General features: G+C 51.6%; 15 protein-coding genes and 1 pseudogene. 5 read left to right on the plus strand and 11 right to left on the minus strand.

The window, feature by feature from the left end; genetic code table 11:
• The first annotated feature begins 114 nt into the window (after positions 1-114).
• The 4 genes from betC to ACK3CJ_RS11850 all read left to right on the plus strand — a co-directional run bounded on the left by betC (position 115) and on the right by ACK3CJ_RS11850 (position 5,995).
• Positions 115-1,638, plus strand: coding sequence for a choline-sulfatase (gene betC, locus ACK3CJ_RS11835; RefSeq protein ID WP_409522412.1), 1,524 nt, complete (start codon positions 115-117; stop codon positions 1,636-1,638).
• Between the two features lie 29 nt (positions 1,639-1,667).
• Positions 1,668-3,311 (plus strand): SulP family inorganic anion transporter, encoded by a 1,644-nt coding sequence (locus ACK3CJ_RS11840; RefSeq protein ID WP_409522413.1) that lies wholly within the window; start codon positions 1,668-1,670, stop codon positions 3,309-3,311.
• 9 nt (positions 3,312-3,320) lie between these two features.
• Positions 3,321-5,360: a choline BCCT transporter BetT gene (gene betT / locus ACK3CJ_RS11845; protein WP_409522414.1), complete on the plus strand. Its 2,040-nt coding sequence runs from the start codon at positions 3,321-3,323 to the stop codon at positions 5,358-5,360.
• Between the two features lie 155 nt (positions 5,361-5,515).
• Positions 5,516-5,995: a methyltransferase family protein gene (locus ACK3CJ_RS11850; RefSeq protein WP_409522415.1), complete on the plus strand. Its 480-nt coding sequence runs from the start codon at positions 5,516-5,518 to the stop codon at positions 5,993-5,995.
• A gap of 98 nt (positions 5,996-6,093) precedes the next feature.
• On the opposite strand, the gene ACK3CJ_RS11855 is transcribed toward ACK3CJ_RS11850, so the two are convergent.
• From ACK3CJ_RS11855 to ACK3CJ_RS11885, 7 genes are all read right to left on the minus strand, one after another.
• On the minus strand, positions 6,094-6,849 hold the full coding sequence (locus tag ACK3CJ_RS11855) for a substrate-binding periplasmic protein (protein WP_409522416.1): 756 nt from the start codon (positions 6,847-6,849) through the stop codon (positions 6,094-6,096).
• A gap of 81 nt (positions 6,850-6,930) precedes the next feature.
• A complete protein-coding gene (locus tag ACK3CJ_RS11860) occupies positions 6,931-7,437 on the minus strand; it encodes a Crp/Fnr family transcriptional regulator (protein ID WP_409522417.1) in 507 nt (168 codons plus the stop codon).
• A gap of 37 nt (positions 7,438-7,474) precedes the next feature.
• Positions 7,475-9,661, minus strand: a complete 2,187-nt coding sequence (locus tag ACK3CJ_RS11865) for an OsmC domain/YcaO domain-containing protein (protein ID WP_409522418.1) — start codon at positions 9,659-9,661, stop codon at positions 7,475-7,477.
• 132 nt (positions 9,662-9,793) lie between these two features.
• A complete protein-coding gene (locus tag ACK3CJ_RS11870) occupies positions 9,794-10,024 on the minus strand; it encodes a hypothetical protein (RefSeq protein ID WP_409522419.1) in 231 nt (76 codons plus the stop codon).
• Positions 10,025-10,204: 180 nt separating this feature from the next.
• Complete coding sequence (gene trhA / locus ACK3CJ_RS11875) at positions 10,205-10,861, minus strand: PAQR family membrane homeostasis protein TrhA (protein ID WP_409522420.1); 657 nt, start codon at positions 10,859-10,861, stop codon at positions 10,205-10,207.
• A 165-nt stretch (positions 10,862-11,026) separates the two neighbouring features.
• Positions 11,027-12,238, minus strand: a complete 1,212-nt coding sequence (locus tag ACK3CJ_RS11880; protein WP_409522421.1) for an FAD-dependent oxidoreductase — start codon at positions 12,236-12,238, stop codon at positions 11,027-11,029.
• Between the two features lie 139 nt (positions 12,239-12,377).
• Complete coding sequence (locus tag ACK3CJ_RS11885) at positions 12,378-13,286, minus strand: LysR family transcriptional regulator (RefSeq protein ID WP_409522422.1); 909 nt, start codon at positions 13,284-13,286, stop codon at positions 12,378-12,380.
• Positions 13,287-13,430: 144 nt separating this feature from the next.
• Between ACK3CJ_RS11885 and ACK3CJ_RS11890 the strand changes: the two genes are divergently transcribed.
• On the plus strand, positions 13,431-14,426 hold the full coding sequence (locus ACK3CJ_RS11890) for an NADP-dependent oxidoreductase (RefSeq protein ID WP_409522423.1): 996 nt from the start codon (positions 13,431-13,433) through the stop codon (positions 14,424-14,426).
• Positions 14,427-14,608: 182 nt separating this feature from the next.
• Here ACK3CJ_RS11890 and ACK3CJ_RS11895 read toward each other — a convergent pair whose 3' ends face one another.
• The 4 genes and pseudogenes from ACK3CJ_RS11895 to ACK3CJ_RS11910 all read right to left on the minus strand — a co-directional run bounded on the left by ACK3CJ_RS11895 (position 14,609) and on the right by ACK3CJ_RS11910 (position 16,433).
• A complete protein-coding gene (locus ACK3CJ_RS11895; protein ID WP_409522424.1) occupies positions 14,609-15,160 on the minus strand; it encodes a YdeI/OmpD-associated family protein in 552 nt (183 codons plus the stop codon).
• Positions 15,153-15,533 (minus strand): hypothetical protein, encoded by a 381-nt coding sequence (locus ACK3CJ_RS11900; RefSeq protein ID WP_409526643.1) that lies wholly within the window; start codon positions 15,531-15,533, stop codon positions 15,153-15,155. Before ACK3CJ_RS11900 ends, ACK3CJ_RS11895 begins: the two co-directional genes overlap by 8 nt.
• Positions 15,534-15,584: 51 nt before the next feature.
• Positions 15,585-15,749 (minus strand): annotated as a pseudogene (locus tag ACK3CJ_RS11905) (GFA family protein); the annotation flags it as partial.
• Between the two features lie 78 nt (positions 15,750-15,827).
• Complete coding sequence (locus ACK3CJ_RS11910; protein WP_409522425.1) at positions 15,828-16,433, minus strand: DUF4202 domain-containing protein; 606 nt, start codon at positions 16,431-16,433, stop codon at positions 15,828-15,830.
• Positions 16,434-16,539: the final 106 nt, after the last annotated feature.

The raw sequence follows: 16,539 nt of genomic DNA on the forward strand, positions 1-16,539 counted from the left end.
AGATCAACTAATGCCTCTCATAAAAAATGACCGAGTTTACAGCCAATTGAATTAATCCTTAGACTGCCATCATACGTTTATCAACACCTATCAACAATAATCGGAGTCCAGTACATGTCCGAAAAAATGCCCAACATCCTGTTCCTGATGGTTGACCAGATGGCGGCCAGTGCCCTGCCGTTTTATGGTCACCCTCTGGTCAAAACACCCAATCTGTCGCGCCTGGCCAGTGAAGGTGTTGTGTTTGACTCCGCCTACTGCAACAGCCCCTTGTGTGCACCCTCCCGCTTCACCCTGATGGCTGGCCAGTTGCCGTCACGCATCGGTGGCTATGACAATGCTGCAGACTTTCCTGCCGATACCCCGACCTTCGCCCACTACCTGCGAGCGGCGGGTTACTTCACGGCGCTGTCCGGCAAGATGCACTTCTGTGGGCCAGATCAGTTGCATGGTTTCGAGGAGCGCCTGACCACCGACATCTATCCTGCTGATTACGGCTGGATGGTTGACTGGGAAAATTTCGATACCCGTCCGAGCTACTATCACAACATGTCTTCCGTTACCCAGGCAGGCCCTTGTGTGCGCTCTAATCAGCTGGATTTTGACGATGAAGTGACATTTCGTGCACAGCGTTTTCTGTACGATTATGCACGCAATGGTGAACAACGGCCCTTCTGCCTGACTGTGTCACTGACTCATCCGCATGATCCTTACACCATCGAGCAGAAATACTGGGATCTGTACGATCATGATGAGATCCCCATGCCACGCGTCCCCTATTCCAGCGAATTGATGGATCCCCACTCACGCCGACTGCGCTTTGTGTATCAACTGGACGAGAAAACCGTCACCGACGAACAGATCCGCAATGCCCGTCACGCCTACTATGGCGCGATCAGCTATGTGGACGAACAGATCGGCAAGGTTCTGGAAGCGCTGAAGCAAACTGGGCTGGATGATGACACCATTATCGTGTTCTCTGGCGATCATGGTGACATGCTCGGTGAGCGAGGACTCTGGTACAAGATGAGCTGGTTTGAGGACTCCGCCCGTGTACCGCTGTTCGTGCACGCACCTGGCCGTTTTGCGTCCGGTCGAGTCAAAGCGTCTGTTTCCACCATGGACCTGCTGCCAACTTTCGCCGAATTGGCACTGGGTGCAGGGAAACCGGAATATGCCGTGCCGCTGGATGGTCGTAGCCTTTTGCCACATCTCAAACGTGAAGGTGGACATGACGAGGTGATCGGAGAGTATCTGGGAGAAGGCGCAATAGCTCCGCTGCTGATGATACGACGCGGTCGATATAAGTTCGTTCACACCGCTCCAGATCCAGATCAACTGTTTGACCTTGAAACTGACCCGCTTGAGCTGGTTAATCTTGCGCAGAGTCCTGTACACCAGGAGTTATACCAGGCATTTCGGGATGAGGTAGCTGAACGCTGGAACTATGAGCAACTGCATGATGAGGTGATTGCCAGCCAGCGTCGGCGCAAGCTGGTCTATCAGGCTCTGAAGCAAGGTAAAAATACCAGTTGGGATCACCAGCCGTTATTTGATGCCGGCACTCAGTATATGCGCAACACAATTGATCTGGATGATCTGGAAATGCGGGCACGTTTCCCACGTGTGACAAGCTGATATCAAGAGCCGCAATCAGAGGAGCCAGCATGCTGAGTGTCAGTAATCGTTCAACAGGAATAGCCAGAGTACAAAAAGTGCTCCCGTTCCTGGCCTGGATGAGTTTCCAGACGCCAGGCTCAGTGAGAGCAGATCTCATGGCCGGGCTGACCGGTGCCGTACTGGTGGCTCCACAAGGTGTTGCCTATGCACTACTCGCTGGTCTACCGCCTGAGTATGGCCTGTATACAGCGATCATCCCGACCATACTCGCAGCACTGTTCGGCTCCTCTCCTCTGATGGTGAGCGGACCGACTGCAGCGCTCTCCATTGCTCTCTTTGCCACACTGCAGCCCTTTGCCGAGAGTGGTAGTGAGGCGTTCATCTCGCTGGTCCTGACACTCACCCTGCTGGCTGGACTGTTTCAACTCCTGCTCGGAATGGCACGTCTGGGTGCGGTTGTAGATCTGGTATCCCATACGGTCGTGATCGGTTTTACGGCAGGTGCAGCCCTTATTATCGCCACCAGCCAGTTGCCGTATGCTTTGGGAGTAAGCTCTTCCGGCAGCCTCAGCTTTACGGCATCCTGGTACTACCTGCTCAGCCAGATCGGCAATATAGAGCCGATCGCACTGTTGCTGGCCGCGGCAACTCTGATCATCTGTATCGTTTTCAAGCGCTGGCTGCCACGCTGGCCGGGGATGTTGATCGCCCTGATAGCCGCAGCGCTACTGGCTGCACTGATAGACCCTGACGCACAACTGGTCACACGTCTGTCCACAATACCGGCGGGGCTACCTCCCTTGTCCCTCCCCGATTTTTCGCCGGAAACGATTCGTTTGCTGATACCCGGCGCCATCGCACTGGGCCTGCTGGGTCTGGCTGAAGCGGCGGCGATCAGCCGGTCACTGGCGAGCCATAGTGGTCAGCGCATCAACAGCAATCAGGAGTTTATTGGTCAGGGACTATCCAATATCGGTGGCGCCTTTTTTTCCAGTTACATCTCATCAGGCTCATTTACCCGATCTGGGCTGAATGCCACTGCTGGCGCACGCTCTCCACTGGCGGCAGTATTTTCCGCCCTGTTTCTGATCATTCTGATCCTGCTGGCAGCACCGCTATTGCGCCATGTGCCATTAGCCGCAATGGCAGGTATGCTGCTGGTAGTCGCCTTCAACCTGATCGACTTTCACAGTATTCGAGAGATATTAAAGAGCAGCCGCGCCGAGTCAGCAGTGATGCTGATCACCTTCATCAGCACTCTGATGCTGGCACTGGAGTTTGCGATTTTCTTCGGCGTTATCGTTTCTCTGGTGTTGTACCTGCGCCGCACCACCCGTCCTCCTGTTGTTGAATCCTTGCTCTCGCAAGCACCTGATCGGCTGCCAGAGTCACTCAGCGAAGCGTCCTGCCATGTGCTCAGGATAGACGGATCCCTATTCTTTGGTGCCTGCGAGTCGGTTGCTCAGCGATTCGAACGCTATGATCGGCAAAACATGCTGATACTGGCGGCAGGCATTAATTTTATAGATCTGAGCGGAATCCACTTAATCCAACATCAGGCACTCGCCTGTCAAAAACGGGGCGGTGATCTTTATCTGGCCTGGCCAAAGCCGGAACTCCTTGCGCGATTGCAACGAGCAGGGCTGGTCTGTCCGGATACAGAACTCACCAACCTGATAAGAATAATATAGGGGCATCCAATGAACGAAGCACCACCCAACGATGCGCAACACAACCGCCTGAATAAACGAGTCTTTCATGGCTCGGCAGCAGGTATCGTCGCCTTTGCGATCTACGCCATGGCGTTTACTGATCATGCAACGGCTTTCTTTAATGCAGGTCTTGACTGGATCGGCCGTTCCTTCGGCTGGTACTACATGCTGGCGGTTATCGCCTACCTTGTCTTTGTTCTTCTGATCGGCGTTTCCCGTTTCGGCAAAATCCGCCTGGGTCCGGATCACTCCCGACCCGAGTTCTCACTCCTGTCGTGGTCAGCCATGCTTTTTGCCGCTGGGCTTGGGGGTGCCATCCTCTTCTTTGTGGTGTCCGAACCGCTGACCCATTACCTTAATCCACCAGTGTCTGGTGGCACCAGTGCGGAGATACAGCGCCGCGCCATCGTGCAGACATTCATGCACTGGGGCTTGTCCGGCTGGGGGCTTTATGTCCTGATGGGCATGGCACTGGCCTACTTCAGCTACCGTCACCGCTTACCACTGGCGATCCGTTCGACCCTCTACCCGATACTAGGCAAACGTATTTATGGACCGATCGGCGATGCGGTAGATATCACCGCGGTGCTGGCTACTGTGTTCGGCATCTCCACTGCGCTGGGCATAGGCGTGATGCAGATGAACTACGGTTTGACCTATCTTTTCGGCATTCCACAGGGGCTGAATGTACAGATTCTGCTGATCATCATGGTTGTCATCATGGCTACCCTGTCAGTCGTTACCGGTGTCAATAAGGGCATTCGTCGACTGTCTGAATTCAACCTGCTACTGGTCGTCGGTATCGTACTCTTCGTTTTGCTCCAAGGAGATACCCTCCATCTGCTTAATGCATTGGTTTTGAACACCGGCGATTATATTGCAGCTTTCACCACACTGAGTTTCGACACTTACGCCTATACCCCCGAGAAGCAAGGTTGGTTTAATGGCTGGACCGTATTCTTCTGGGGCTGGTGGATCGCCTGGGCACCTTTTGTCGGCCTCTTTCTGGCACGCATCTCCCGTGGTCGTACCATCCGTGAATTCATCGCCGGTGCCCTGTTTATTCCATTGATATTCGTGATGGTAATGATGTCCGTGTTCGGCAACAGCGGCATCGACATGGTAGAGAGTGGACTGGTGGAGTTGGGTGAGCAGGCACAGAACATGCCTCAGGCCAGCATCTATACCTTCCTGGAGCAGTTACCCTGGATTAACCTGACCGGTACTGTTGTTCTGGTACTGAGCATCGTATTCTTTGTCACCTCGGCAGATTCCGGCGCCCTGGTCCTGTCAAACTTCACCTACATCATGCGGGATGTGAACCATGATGCACCAGTGCGCCTGCGTATCTTCTGGTCGGCCGTGATCGGGCTTGTCACCATCGCCCTGCTGATGGCTGGGGGATTGCGAACACTACAAAGCCTGGTGGTGATAGCTGCTCTGCCCTTCTCTGTCGTGATCTTCTTGACCATGTATGGCATGTATAAATCACTCAAAGTTGAAGTAGGCAAAGCCGATGCAAGGCAACAGGTTGTCAGCAGTGGTATTTCCACCACTGATTGGAAAGAGCAACTGGATCGTACACTGGATGGATCGACTCAGCATGGTGCTGAAGCCACCTTACGCCACGCCATTCGCCCCGCGCTGGTTCAACTTGCCGAAGAGCTGACACAGCGCGGCCAGAAAGCCAGCGTGACAGACCAGGTCGGTGAGCAAACCCAACTGCTCTGTCCGACCTTGCGTGTGGATTTTGATGGTGCTCCCAGCTTCATATACAGCATTCAGCCCCAGCGTATGCAAGCGCCAAGCTTCCTCGCTGCAGATGATGATTATTATCTACGACTGGATGTACATCTGGCTGAAGGTGGACTGGGTCAGGATCTGAATGGCTATACTCGTTTGCAGGTGATCCACGATGCGCTGCATGAGTACCAACGCCATCTGAGATTTCTTTCACTGGCGTCGGAAAATGGCAATCTGGATACCATTCCCGGCCATGAACCGGAACCCATCAACGCACTGATCTGACAGCCGTTCATTCGTCTGCCCTCAGGCTCTCTCATCCACTGGTGAGAGGGCCTTTTCGGTTTTGATGTGTACTGATCTGGCCGTGCCCCCCTTGTCTGACGTGCACTTATGTGCAAAGGTTCTTCATGAATCAATAACCTGTCATCAGAGCCTGAATGAAATCACTCGAACTGAAAGCACTGAAGTTAAAAATTCCGCCGGTTATCGTCGTCCTGATAACTGCGGCGATCATGTGGCTGATTGCCTGGCCGCTACCTGGTCTTCCCCTACCCGACTTATTGCGCTGGGCTGCTCTGATCACAGGGGTTGTCGCAGGCGTTGGTATATCCCTGGCTGGCGTGATCAGCTTCAAGCGTGCATCGACCACCGTAAACCCCATGACACCGGATGCAAGCTCTTCACTGGTCACCAGTGGCATCTATCGGTATACACGCAATCCCATGTATCTTGGTTTTTTAATCGCTCTGGCTGGATGGGGGATCTTTCTGGCAAGCATGCTGGCACTGATCTTCGCCTGGCTTTATACACTCTATATGGATCGTTTTCAGATAGAACCGGAGGAGCGTGCGTTGTCCGATAAGTTCGGAGAAACGTATACGAACTATCAGAAGCAGGTGAAGCGGTGGTTTTGGTAAAGTGTTTTTGGTGAAGCGGTAGTTGTGAGGAGGTAGTTGTGAGGTAGTTGTGAGGTAGTTGTGAGGCGGTTTTGAGGAGTTACTAGTGATGAGCTGATCTACTCAACCTCACCCCAATCCATTGAAAAAATGCTCGCCAGACGACCATCGCGGCGCATTCGATTCAGAGCTTCTCGCAGCGGTGATTCACTAAACTGGCGTTTACTCCCGTGAGACATGTAAAGATAAGCAGTCTGTTGATTGACGATATTATCGAACTGAAAGTTTTTTACATCCAGCCCCAACTGTTTCAGCGTACCAAAAAATGCGCGGTCACTGGCCAGGAGCCCATCGATCCTGCCCAACTCCAGCATGCGGATTGCCTGATCCAGATACTGTACAGGCACTTTGGTGACATCGTCCATACTGGCAAAAGCATCTCCATAGTAGGTACCGCGAATGTAGCCTATCGAGTGCCCTGCTGTGAGCTCATCAAATTTAATGGAGCGGTGATCCCTCTTATGAGTCACAAACAGAACAGGAACGGTAACAACCCGACCAAGATTGATTCCTATATCATCCATGGCTGGGCTGTAATAGAGCACCGAAAGGTCTACTTGCCCGGCGCTCAGCTCAATCAGAGCACGTGAGTGGGGGCTCAACTGATTATCTATCTGCAGTCCTGATTCCACCGCCAGCTCAGCAACAAAATCTGCAACGAAACCGGCTGGTTCACCATTTTCACCCTTGTATCCCCAAGGCCAGACATCGGCGGTAGTAAAAGTTAATGTCGCATCCGTTGCGTCAATTTGATTCTGGGCTGCAAGCGAAGGACAAGCGAGCACCAGTGCAAAGAGAACTGCAAATACTCTCATGACGTTCCTGACTTAGGGGCTGATGGACCATAGTATTTATAGTTATAATGAGCGATATTATTAGGCACTCGACTAACATACTCAATTATCTTTTGGTTTAACAGAGGGGCGTCGATGATCAGCCAGTAACTCCCGGTAATTGACAAGTTCCTGGTTCATTCGTTTCATCCTTTCTACCAATCCTTCGATAATATGATCCTTGATGATCTCACGCACATTCCACGGCAACTGCCTGAAGCGATCAGCATTAATCGTCAGCACTATCAGATCACTCATCGCCACTACTGAAGCAGTTCGCACCTCTTGTGTTGCAAACCCCACCTCCCCGACAAAATCACCTGGTGCGATGTTTGCCAGAATAACGCCCTGCTTGATGACAACCGCTTCGCCCGACAGCAATACATAGATGCTGTGATCAATATCGCCGGCATGAATAAAGGTGTCGTTCTCAGGGATAACCTGAAACAGGTGCGGAATTTGAGTAATCAGACTCTTATCGACCTGAGACAAGGAATCAAACAGATGCACTCGATCAAGAATCTCCAGTGCATGGTCTGTTGAGATGGTTTTAATCACTTTACCGCTCATGCAGATATCTCGATGATTTTGTTTACCTCAGGATTTTTCACTCAGCACATCTTGCAGCACGTGCTGCATGAAGCTTTTTGTAGCTTTCGATCAAACGCTGATGTTTGTCCAGCCCTTCCAATTGCATATTGGTAGGTGTCAGGCCATGGAATCGAATATCACCATTTACAGACCCGACAACACTGTTCATGACCTCATCACCAAACATCCGTTTCAGGTTTGGAAGGTAATCGTTCAGCTCCAGATCATCATCCAGGGTAATTTCCAGTACCGCATTGACAGCACGGTAAAACAGCCCACGCTCAACCGTATTGGTGTTGTACTGCAAGAAGCGCTCTACCCGCTCCAGCGCTTCTTCGCGCTGCTGCAGAGCAAGGTATATCAACAGCTTCAGTTCCAATATCGTGAGCTGTCCCCAGACGGTGTTCTCATCAAACTCAATCCCTATCAGCGTGATGATATCAGAGTAGTCATCAAGCTGACTTTCTTCCAGACGCTCCACCAGATCAGCCAACTGATCGTCATCCAAAGAGTGGATGTTGAGGATATCCTCCCGGTAATCAAGCGCCTTATTGGTGTTATCCCAGACCAGGTCATCCACTGGGTAAACCTCAGAATAACCCGGCACCAGAATACGGCAGACTGGCGCACCCAGATCCTGGTAAACAGCCATATACGCCTCTTTGCCCATCTCTTTCAGAATGCTGAACAGGCAGGAGGCTTCCTCTTCATTTGTGCCGGAAAAGTCCCATTCGCAGAATTCATAATCCGCTCGGGCGCTGAAAAAGCGCCAGGAAATCACCCCGGACGAATCGATAAAGTGCTCTACAAAATTGTTCGGCTCTGTGACTGCCAGACCATTAAATGTTGGCGGCTGCAGATCATTCAAACCTTCAAAACTGCGGCCCTGCAACAGCTCGGTGAGACTGCGCTCCAGCGCCACTTCCAGGGTGGGATGCGCACCAAAGGATGCAAATACGCCTCCTGTTCTCGGGTTCATCAGTGTGACGCAGGCCACCGGAAACTGGCCACCCAATGATGCATCCTTGACCAGAATCGGGAAGCCCTGCTCTTCCAATGCTTTAACGCCTTCCAGAATATGCGGGTACTTCTCCAATACGGATAGCGGCACATCCGGCAGTGCGATCTCCTCTTCGATGATCTGCTTCTTCACTGCCCGCTCGAATATCTCCGACAGACACTGCACCTGAGCCTCATACAATGTATTTCCGGCACTCATGCCGTTGCTGAGGTAGAGATTCTCGATCAGATTGGAAGGAAAATAGACCACCTCTCCATCCGACTGGCGCACAAAGGGCAAGGAGCAGATGCCCCGCTCACTGTTACCTGAGTTGGTATCAATCAGGTTGGAGCCGTACAACTCATCGTCCGGGTTGTAGATCGCCAGGCAGTAGTCATCCAGAATACCTTCAGGCAGCTCATCGTCAGGACCTGGCTGAAACCACTTTTCATTCGGATAGTGAACAAAATCACTGTTGGCGATCTCTTCACCAAAAAACTGATCGTTGTAGAAAAAGTTGCAGCTCAGACGCTCAATGAACTCACCCAGCGCCGAACACAGTGCGCTCTCTTTGGTTGAGCCCTTGCCATTGGTAAAGCACATGGGAGAGGCCGCATCACGTATATGCAGCGACCACACATGCGGCACGATATTGCGCCAGGAGGCGATCTCGATCTTCATGCCCAGATCTGCCAGAATCGCGGTCATATTGGCAATGGTTTGCTCCAGCGGCAGATCTTTCCCGACAATATAGGTACTGCCCTCACCTTCCGGCTTCGCCATCAGCAAGGCTTGCGCATCCTGATCCAGACTCTCTACGGTTTCGATCTGAAAAACTGGTCCTGTCTGAACCACTTTCTTGACCGTACAGCGATCTATCGAACGCAGTATCCCTTCCCGGTCCTTGTCTGAAATATCCTCCGGCAGCTCAACCTGAATCTTGAAAATCTGGTTATAGCGATCCTCCGGGTCCACGATGTTGTTCTGCGACAGACGGATATTCTCAGTCGGGATATTGCGCGCAAGGCAGTAAACACGCACAAAATAAGCAGCACAAAGCGCTGAAGATGCCAGGAAGTAATCAAACGGGCTGGGGGCAGAGCCATCACCTTTGTAGCGTATAGGCTGGTCGGTGATGACGGTGAAGTCGTCAAACTTGGCTTCAAGTCTGAGATTGTCGAGAAAGTTGACTTTGATTTCCATTAACAAGGTACCGGATATGTAAGATTCAGCAAGCGTTCTGCGTTCAGCCCGCTATTATCCCGTTTTTGCTGCCATTAGTCTCGGTTGCATTGCAGACAAGCTAGCGAGCGGTAAAAACCGTACCCTTGTGCTCTATGTCAATGCGCTGAGCACTAACTGAATTGCGATCAGTACAAAAGCAGCTGCAAAGCCACGTTGCATGGTTAACAAAGCGCGTGGATTATTCAATAGAGTCGAGCGAAACAGCGCTGCAAACCAGCCATAGAGTGCAAAAATAATCAGCGTCAGCAGCACCAGATCCAACACACGCTTCAGATCAGGTTTGAACTGGCTCTCGACAAGTTTGCGTTGCGTACTGCGCAACTGCGCAACTGCGCAAACAGACCCTCATCGGAAAGCTGGCGCAGGAGCATGGTGGGATCGATGTAGATCATATGCCAGTACCGACCCTGTTCGGTCAGTGATCTGCCGGAGTACCCCAGGCCCAGTCAACATGCTCTACAATCTGATTAACTTAATTCGATAAAAAGTTGATTTTATTTACTAAGCGGCATACCAAAGCACGGTGAAAAAGTGGCAGACAGTGCCCGCAATGACAAATAAATGCCAGATAAAGTGGCCATACCGCAGCCGTGCATCGGTCGCAAAAAATATCACACCGACGGTATAAAACAAACCACCTGATAATAACCACAATATACCTGCGGTGGGCACATTTGCCAGCAATGGCTCAAGGGCAATAACAATCACCCACCCCATCAGTAAATAAAGACTGGTTGAAAAAAGTAGATGGGGGTGCTTTTGGAAAACCTTGAGGGCAACACCAACAAGCGCCAGCCCCCAGATAATACCGAAAAGTATCCAGCCCCACGTCCCTTTAAGTGCACCTAAGGTGAAGGGTGTATAGGTGCCGGCAATCAGCAGATAGATGGCCGCATGTTCAATCCGCCGAAAAACGCGTTTTGCTCTGCCAGCAGGGAATGAGTGATACAGCGTGGATCCCAGATAGAGCAGTATCATCGATGCACAAAACACACTTACGCCGACAACAAAGGCTGTTTCGCCCTGCTCAATGGCATGCATTATTAAAAATGGCGTACCAATCAACGCGGCAACTAGCCCTGCCCCATGACTGACTGCGTTGGCTATCTCTTCTCCGCCAGATTGTTCTCGACTGAGGTGGGTAAGCGATTCTTGCATACACTTTCCTCCAGACTGCCAACAATACTATTGGGTCGTTCCAGGTTGCCGAACCCACCGCTTGATTTAACCATTGCAGACCCGCAGCCTGAACATGCAAAACTCCATCCTAGGCACTTGTATCTATTGCCTTGATTGACATACGTTACTCATTATTCTCAGTCACTAAATCCATTTCTGCTTCCTGCCTGCAACTGTTTCTGCCATCTGCCGACGTACCCAGGGGAGCTTATGGGAAACAGGCAGTGCCATGTCACGGACAAGGCCAGCTCCCACTATTTTTGATTGAAACAGCGGGGTCAGAAAGCGACTCATTTTTTGATAGAAACGAATTGATCCACTTCTTGCAGCATAGTACTTTTGCCAGACACTTTCCCAATCATTGCTCTCTTCTACAGCCCTTGCGATAGCAGACGCATCCAGAAGCGCCATATTTGCACCCTGCCCCAATTGAGGACTCATGGCATGAGCAGCATCTCCAATGATACCCATCCGTCCTTCGCCCCAGCGCGACATGATGACATCCCTGTAGGTCGCGGGCAGCAACTCTGAAGGACTTTGAATGGCATTGATAACCGGATGCAACTCGGGCCACAGGTTCACCACGTCACTTTTCCAACCTGCCAGATCGAAGCCTTCCGCTTGCCATTGAGGTATCGCCGCTATAGGAAGGCTCCAGAAAAGGCTTAACATAGGTGTTGCGGTATCACCTGGAGTACAACCTGTTGGCAAAGCCCCTACCATTATCGAGGAGCCATCATACCTCTGCTGAAGATGTGGTTTATTAAGAGATGATAGGTTGTCTGTCAGCGGCCTGATCAACCACATGGCACCCCAGGGATACTGCCGATCATAACGAACAAGCGATTGCGGACGAAGCTGACTGGCACTGCCATTAGCAATCAACACAGCATCGAACACTTCCTGATGCACTTCTGTTTCGCGACGGAAACTGACGACGGCCTCCTTTGCGCTCTGTTGGATTGAATCAACTTCACATCCGAACCAGCGCTGATGGGATACCGCCGCAAGCACATGGTCCAGAACATGGCACAGAGATGCACGATGAATACCCAGGCCGAAAACATCACGGCTTTCATTCAAGTGGGCGTATTCAACCTGCATGATGACTCGACCGGATCTGGTCCAACCATACAGAGCATCAATCCGATGACCAAACTGCTGCATCTGCTCCAGACAACCGATTTCTGACAAGACTCCGACGCCTGAAGGCTGCAACAGAATCCCGGCACCAACAGCGGTTAATGATTTGGCACGCTCTATTACAGTGATGTCATGACCTTGACGGCCCAGCAATGTAGCGGTTGCAAGCCCGGCTGTTCCTGCACCTATGATGGCAATCCTTTGATTTTTCATACAGCACTCTTACAAAATTCAGGACAACACCCTAGCCAATAGGCTTCGCACACTCTCGACTTACTGGTGGGCGCCTTTCGGGTCGCTATCAAACCACAGGGGAGTCAAATTCAACACCCCTGCCGCAGCATACGTCCGCTCAGTCAGATAGCAGCGCTACCTCGGACACCAGAAAATCCACCGCTGCCCGTATTTTCGGCACCTGATATCGGGTTTTCTGATACAACAGATAGATCGCCAGGCCCGGCTGAGTAGTAATCTGCAAAGCGGGCGTCACCACAACAGGCACCAGCTCGCCGCGCTCCAGATAGGGCTTTAACACCCACTCTGGCAACATCAGGATACCTTCCCCCCTGATAGCACGGTTCAGCAACCATCGCCCGGTGTTGGCAACACCCACGCTGGGCGCTGATACATCCTGCCAACGGCCGTCCAACTCACAAATCCAGCGAGTCGGGCCTTGAGGTGTTCGAAAATACAGCCCTTTATGGTGTTTCAAGTCCAGCGGATGACTCGGCGTACCATATTGTGCCAGATAGTCAGGCGCGGCCACAGCGATGAAATCGTTGCTCATCAACTTGATTGCCACCACTCGGGCGTCTGGTGCATATCCGCCACGAATAGCGATATCTACATCATCCCGGTCGAGCACACTCAACTCATCACTGAGTGTAATATCCAGTTGAACCTCAGGATAGAACTGGTTAAATCGATCCATCAAGGGTAATAGAATCAGCTCTCCGAATCCCACTGTTGCACTGATGCGCAACCGCCCCATGGGCTCGGTCTGATACAGTTTGACCGCCTCGTCTGTCGCATCCAGTTGTGACAACACTTCTGAGATGTCACGGTAATAGCGCTGACCTATCTCAGTCAGCCTGACCACGCGGGTCGATCGGGTCAGCAAGGTAGCGCCAAGGAGCGTCTCAAGATCTGCCACACGCCGCGACAGCGAAGATGGCGGCACCTGAAAATGCTCCGCTGCCCGTGAGAAACTCCCGGTTTCTGCAACTTTCACAAAGTATTTGATCGCCCGTAGCTGATCCATAGCGCCTGAGATGCCTCTATTATTGCTTTAAAGACAATAGATATTCGCCCAAACGGGTCTTTATATCAATTTAATAAAAGCAATAATAGGTACCAAGCAAAACAATCAGACTAATTGATAGCAAGCATTTCAGGAGTCACATTTATGAAGCACTACACAGCCATTAACCTGATCGGCCGACCACAGGGCGCTATCGGACCCGAGCTATTCGAAATCGTAGAAAAAACGGTTCCTGCACTTAACGAAGGTGAGTTTCTGGTTCGCCAGACACACATGTCATTGGACCCAGCCATGCTGGGCTGGATGTCTGCCGATACTGACAGCTACATACCACCTGTTGAACTGGGCACTGTCATGCGCTCATCCGGTATTGGTGAGGTTATTGAGTCGAAACATCCTGATTACACAACAGGCGACCGTGTCATGGGCATGTTTGGCTGGCAGGAACTGGCCGTCAGCAAAGGCCAAGGCGTCAATAAGGTGGATGCATCCTTGCCACCTGAAATGCTGCTGTCAGTCTTTGCTCTTCCAGGCTTAACTGCCACCCAAGGGTTATACAGTATCGGCAAACCACAACCCGGTGAGACGCTAGTGGTTTCTGGCGCAGCAGGATCAGTAGGCTCTATAGTCGGACAATTGGCCAAAGCGGATGGCCTGACCGTTATCGGTGTCGTCGGTAGTGATGCTAAAGCCGACTGGATCATCAATGAACTCGGCTTTGACGGTGCGGTGAACTACAAGACCGATGATCTTGATGCCAAACTGGACGAACTCGCTCCCAACGGCATCGATCTCTATTTCGAGAATACCGGCGGGCCGATACAGCACAGGGTATTTGAGCGCATGAATGCACACGGGCGCATCATTGTCTGCGGCATGATAGCCGACTACACCGCAAGTGAGCCCAGACCAGGGCCGAACTGGATAAACATCATCAAAAAGCGTTTACTGATTCAGGGCTTTACCATGCCGGATCATCTACATCAGGCACCGCAACTACTGGCCAAACTGACACCTTATGTGCAACAGGGAAAAATCAAATATCGTGCGCACACACTTGAAGGACTCGAATCAGCCATAACGGGTTTAAACCTGTTCTTTACGGGTGGAAACGAAGGCAAGCTGATCGTGAAACTTTAATAGTCTCTTGTGTTTGAATGTCAGTACTATGTAAAAAATGTGACCCATGACGTTTCGTGTATCAAGCTCAATGGGTCACCCAGACACGGCCGATGCCGACAGCGGCCATCGGTACGGTGAGCAAAGTAATGGCTTTCATCAGAAGAAAAATAGCTTGGCCAGTTGCTGGTCTCATTTGAGATTTAATCGGCAGCTTTGGGTGCGCTTAACGCTTTACTGTAGAAACCGGATGTATCGAAACAGCAAACGCGTTTCTTTCCTGAAGCAAGCATGTCACACGCGTCACCGATGCGCTTCGCCCTTGTCTTGGCTTGTTTGGCCGAAGTAACCCAATGTATCCAGTCCAGACGTGCGATGGTGGTTGTATCCTTCCAAACAGCTTCTGCCTCGGGAGCAGCTGCCAAGGCTTGTTGCAGGTCGGTTGGCATCTCAGGTTCTGGCTCTTGCTCTACTGGCCTGATTTCAAGCGTCACAGTGTCACCAGCATTGACTCCTGCTATTTCGAGTAGTTTATGGTTTACCTTCAACCAATGACTCAACTGCCCATCAGGCTCAAGTGTTGCCTGAAACCCATGATCGTTGATGCTACCTTCTACCGTTGTCCTTCCACGTCTGGGAAGTTTTGCGCTCTCACTCTTGGGTAGAATGACAAATGCCCACAGAGGATCACCGTCCAACTGCGCCGGACGAAGTAACTTTGCTTCGAACTGAGATATAATGTCGCTTTTAATCATCCTGAGTCCTCGCTCCACACGGATATGCAGGCAAACCACCTGCCAGAACGTCCTGCCACCTCATCGCTTCTTCCTTAGTGTCGAACTGGCCCCAAATATTTCCAGTATTCACCGGCACCACTATCACTGCTCTCGTAAACTCATGGCCACCGACTTTCAAGTGGATCATTCTGCCAACATTAGCTGTGGTGTACTCACCAAAAATTGAGGTCCCGAGCTCGGTCAGCTTGATGTAAACCGGCCAGCGGCCCTCTTCACTCAGGGCACCAACCTCTGATTGCTGAATATAAGAAGAACACAACTGAAACGCCAGCTCAGTTTCGGCTTTTACAGCAATTGACACAGTCAGTAAAAGCATGGCGATCCATTTCATGGTAGAGCCACAGCGGGGGCAGAAATGCCGACCGGTGTACTCTCGAGTTTCACCTGTGATTGTAACCGCATCCTGAGGGAACACAGCCGACGCATGAAACAGAGCGCCATGATGCTTACGGCATTCGAGACAGTGACAAATACCGACCCGATATGGCTGTCCTGTTGCGATAATTCTGACATCTCCGCATAGACAGCCGCCTGTGAATTTTTCCATGCTGTATCTCCTCCTGAATCAAGGGAGTGGAATGCCTACAGCAACCGGTCAGAGCCAATCTGGCCTATGAAGGCAGCATCAGACTCCCAATGCTTTCTGAATAACCGGCACCAGCGGCTCAGGCAGTTTGAGCTGACCTGAGAGTGCGAAAGCCTGCCCCTGCTCCGACATTTTACGCCAGGTTTTCTGAATGATGCCGATCCATTTGGCCTCATCATACTCCGGGTGCTGCTGTGCGAAATCGAGCATGTAGTGCTCTATAAACACCAGGCTGGCGATATCCTCTATCAGTTGGCTATCCGGGTTAACCTTAATCCCCTTTTTGCCGACCGCCTTCTTCACTCGTTCGATGGAGTCAGCATCGTAGCCGCTTTGCAGCATCAGCTCGCCAACACGATCGGCATGATAGCGATAAAGGCCGGTTCGCCACTGCATATAGCCCTGTTTATCCATCGGGTAATTGCTGCGGGGAGTCTTCCAGCGCTCAATATGCTGGGCCCTGGCTGCCAAGTGCTGAAGTTCGTCGGCATCGGGTTTGAAGCGCAGCAGCATATCGGTCATGCGCTCGGCATAGAGCTGCTCTTTAGGACGGGAGTTGCCGTTGTCGATCGCTTGATTCGGGTCTGCACTGTTGGCTGAATCTATCAAGACCAATGTCTGGCTATAGGCTTGCTGAACGGACATCCACACCACTCCATGAAATAGTAAAGAACCATTCTAGCATGTCAAAGGCGGGAGAAAAGGCCGCGCAACCGGGCAATGAGTGGTTTGGCACCCGGTTGGCGGCAGA

The sequence above is a fragment of the Nitrincola salilacus genome (genome assembly GCF_046271865.1).
GTDB classification, from domain to species: domain Bacteria; phylum Pseudomonadota; class Gammaproteobacteria; order Pseudomonadales; family Balneatricaceae; genus Nitrincola; species Nitrincola salilacus.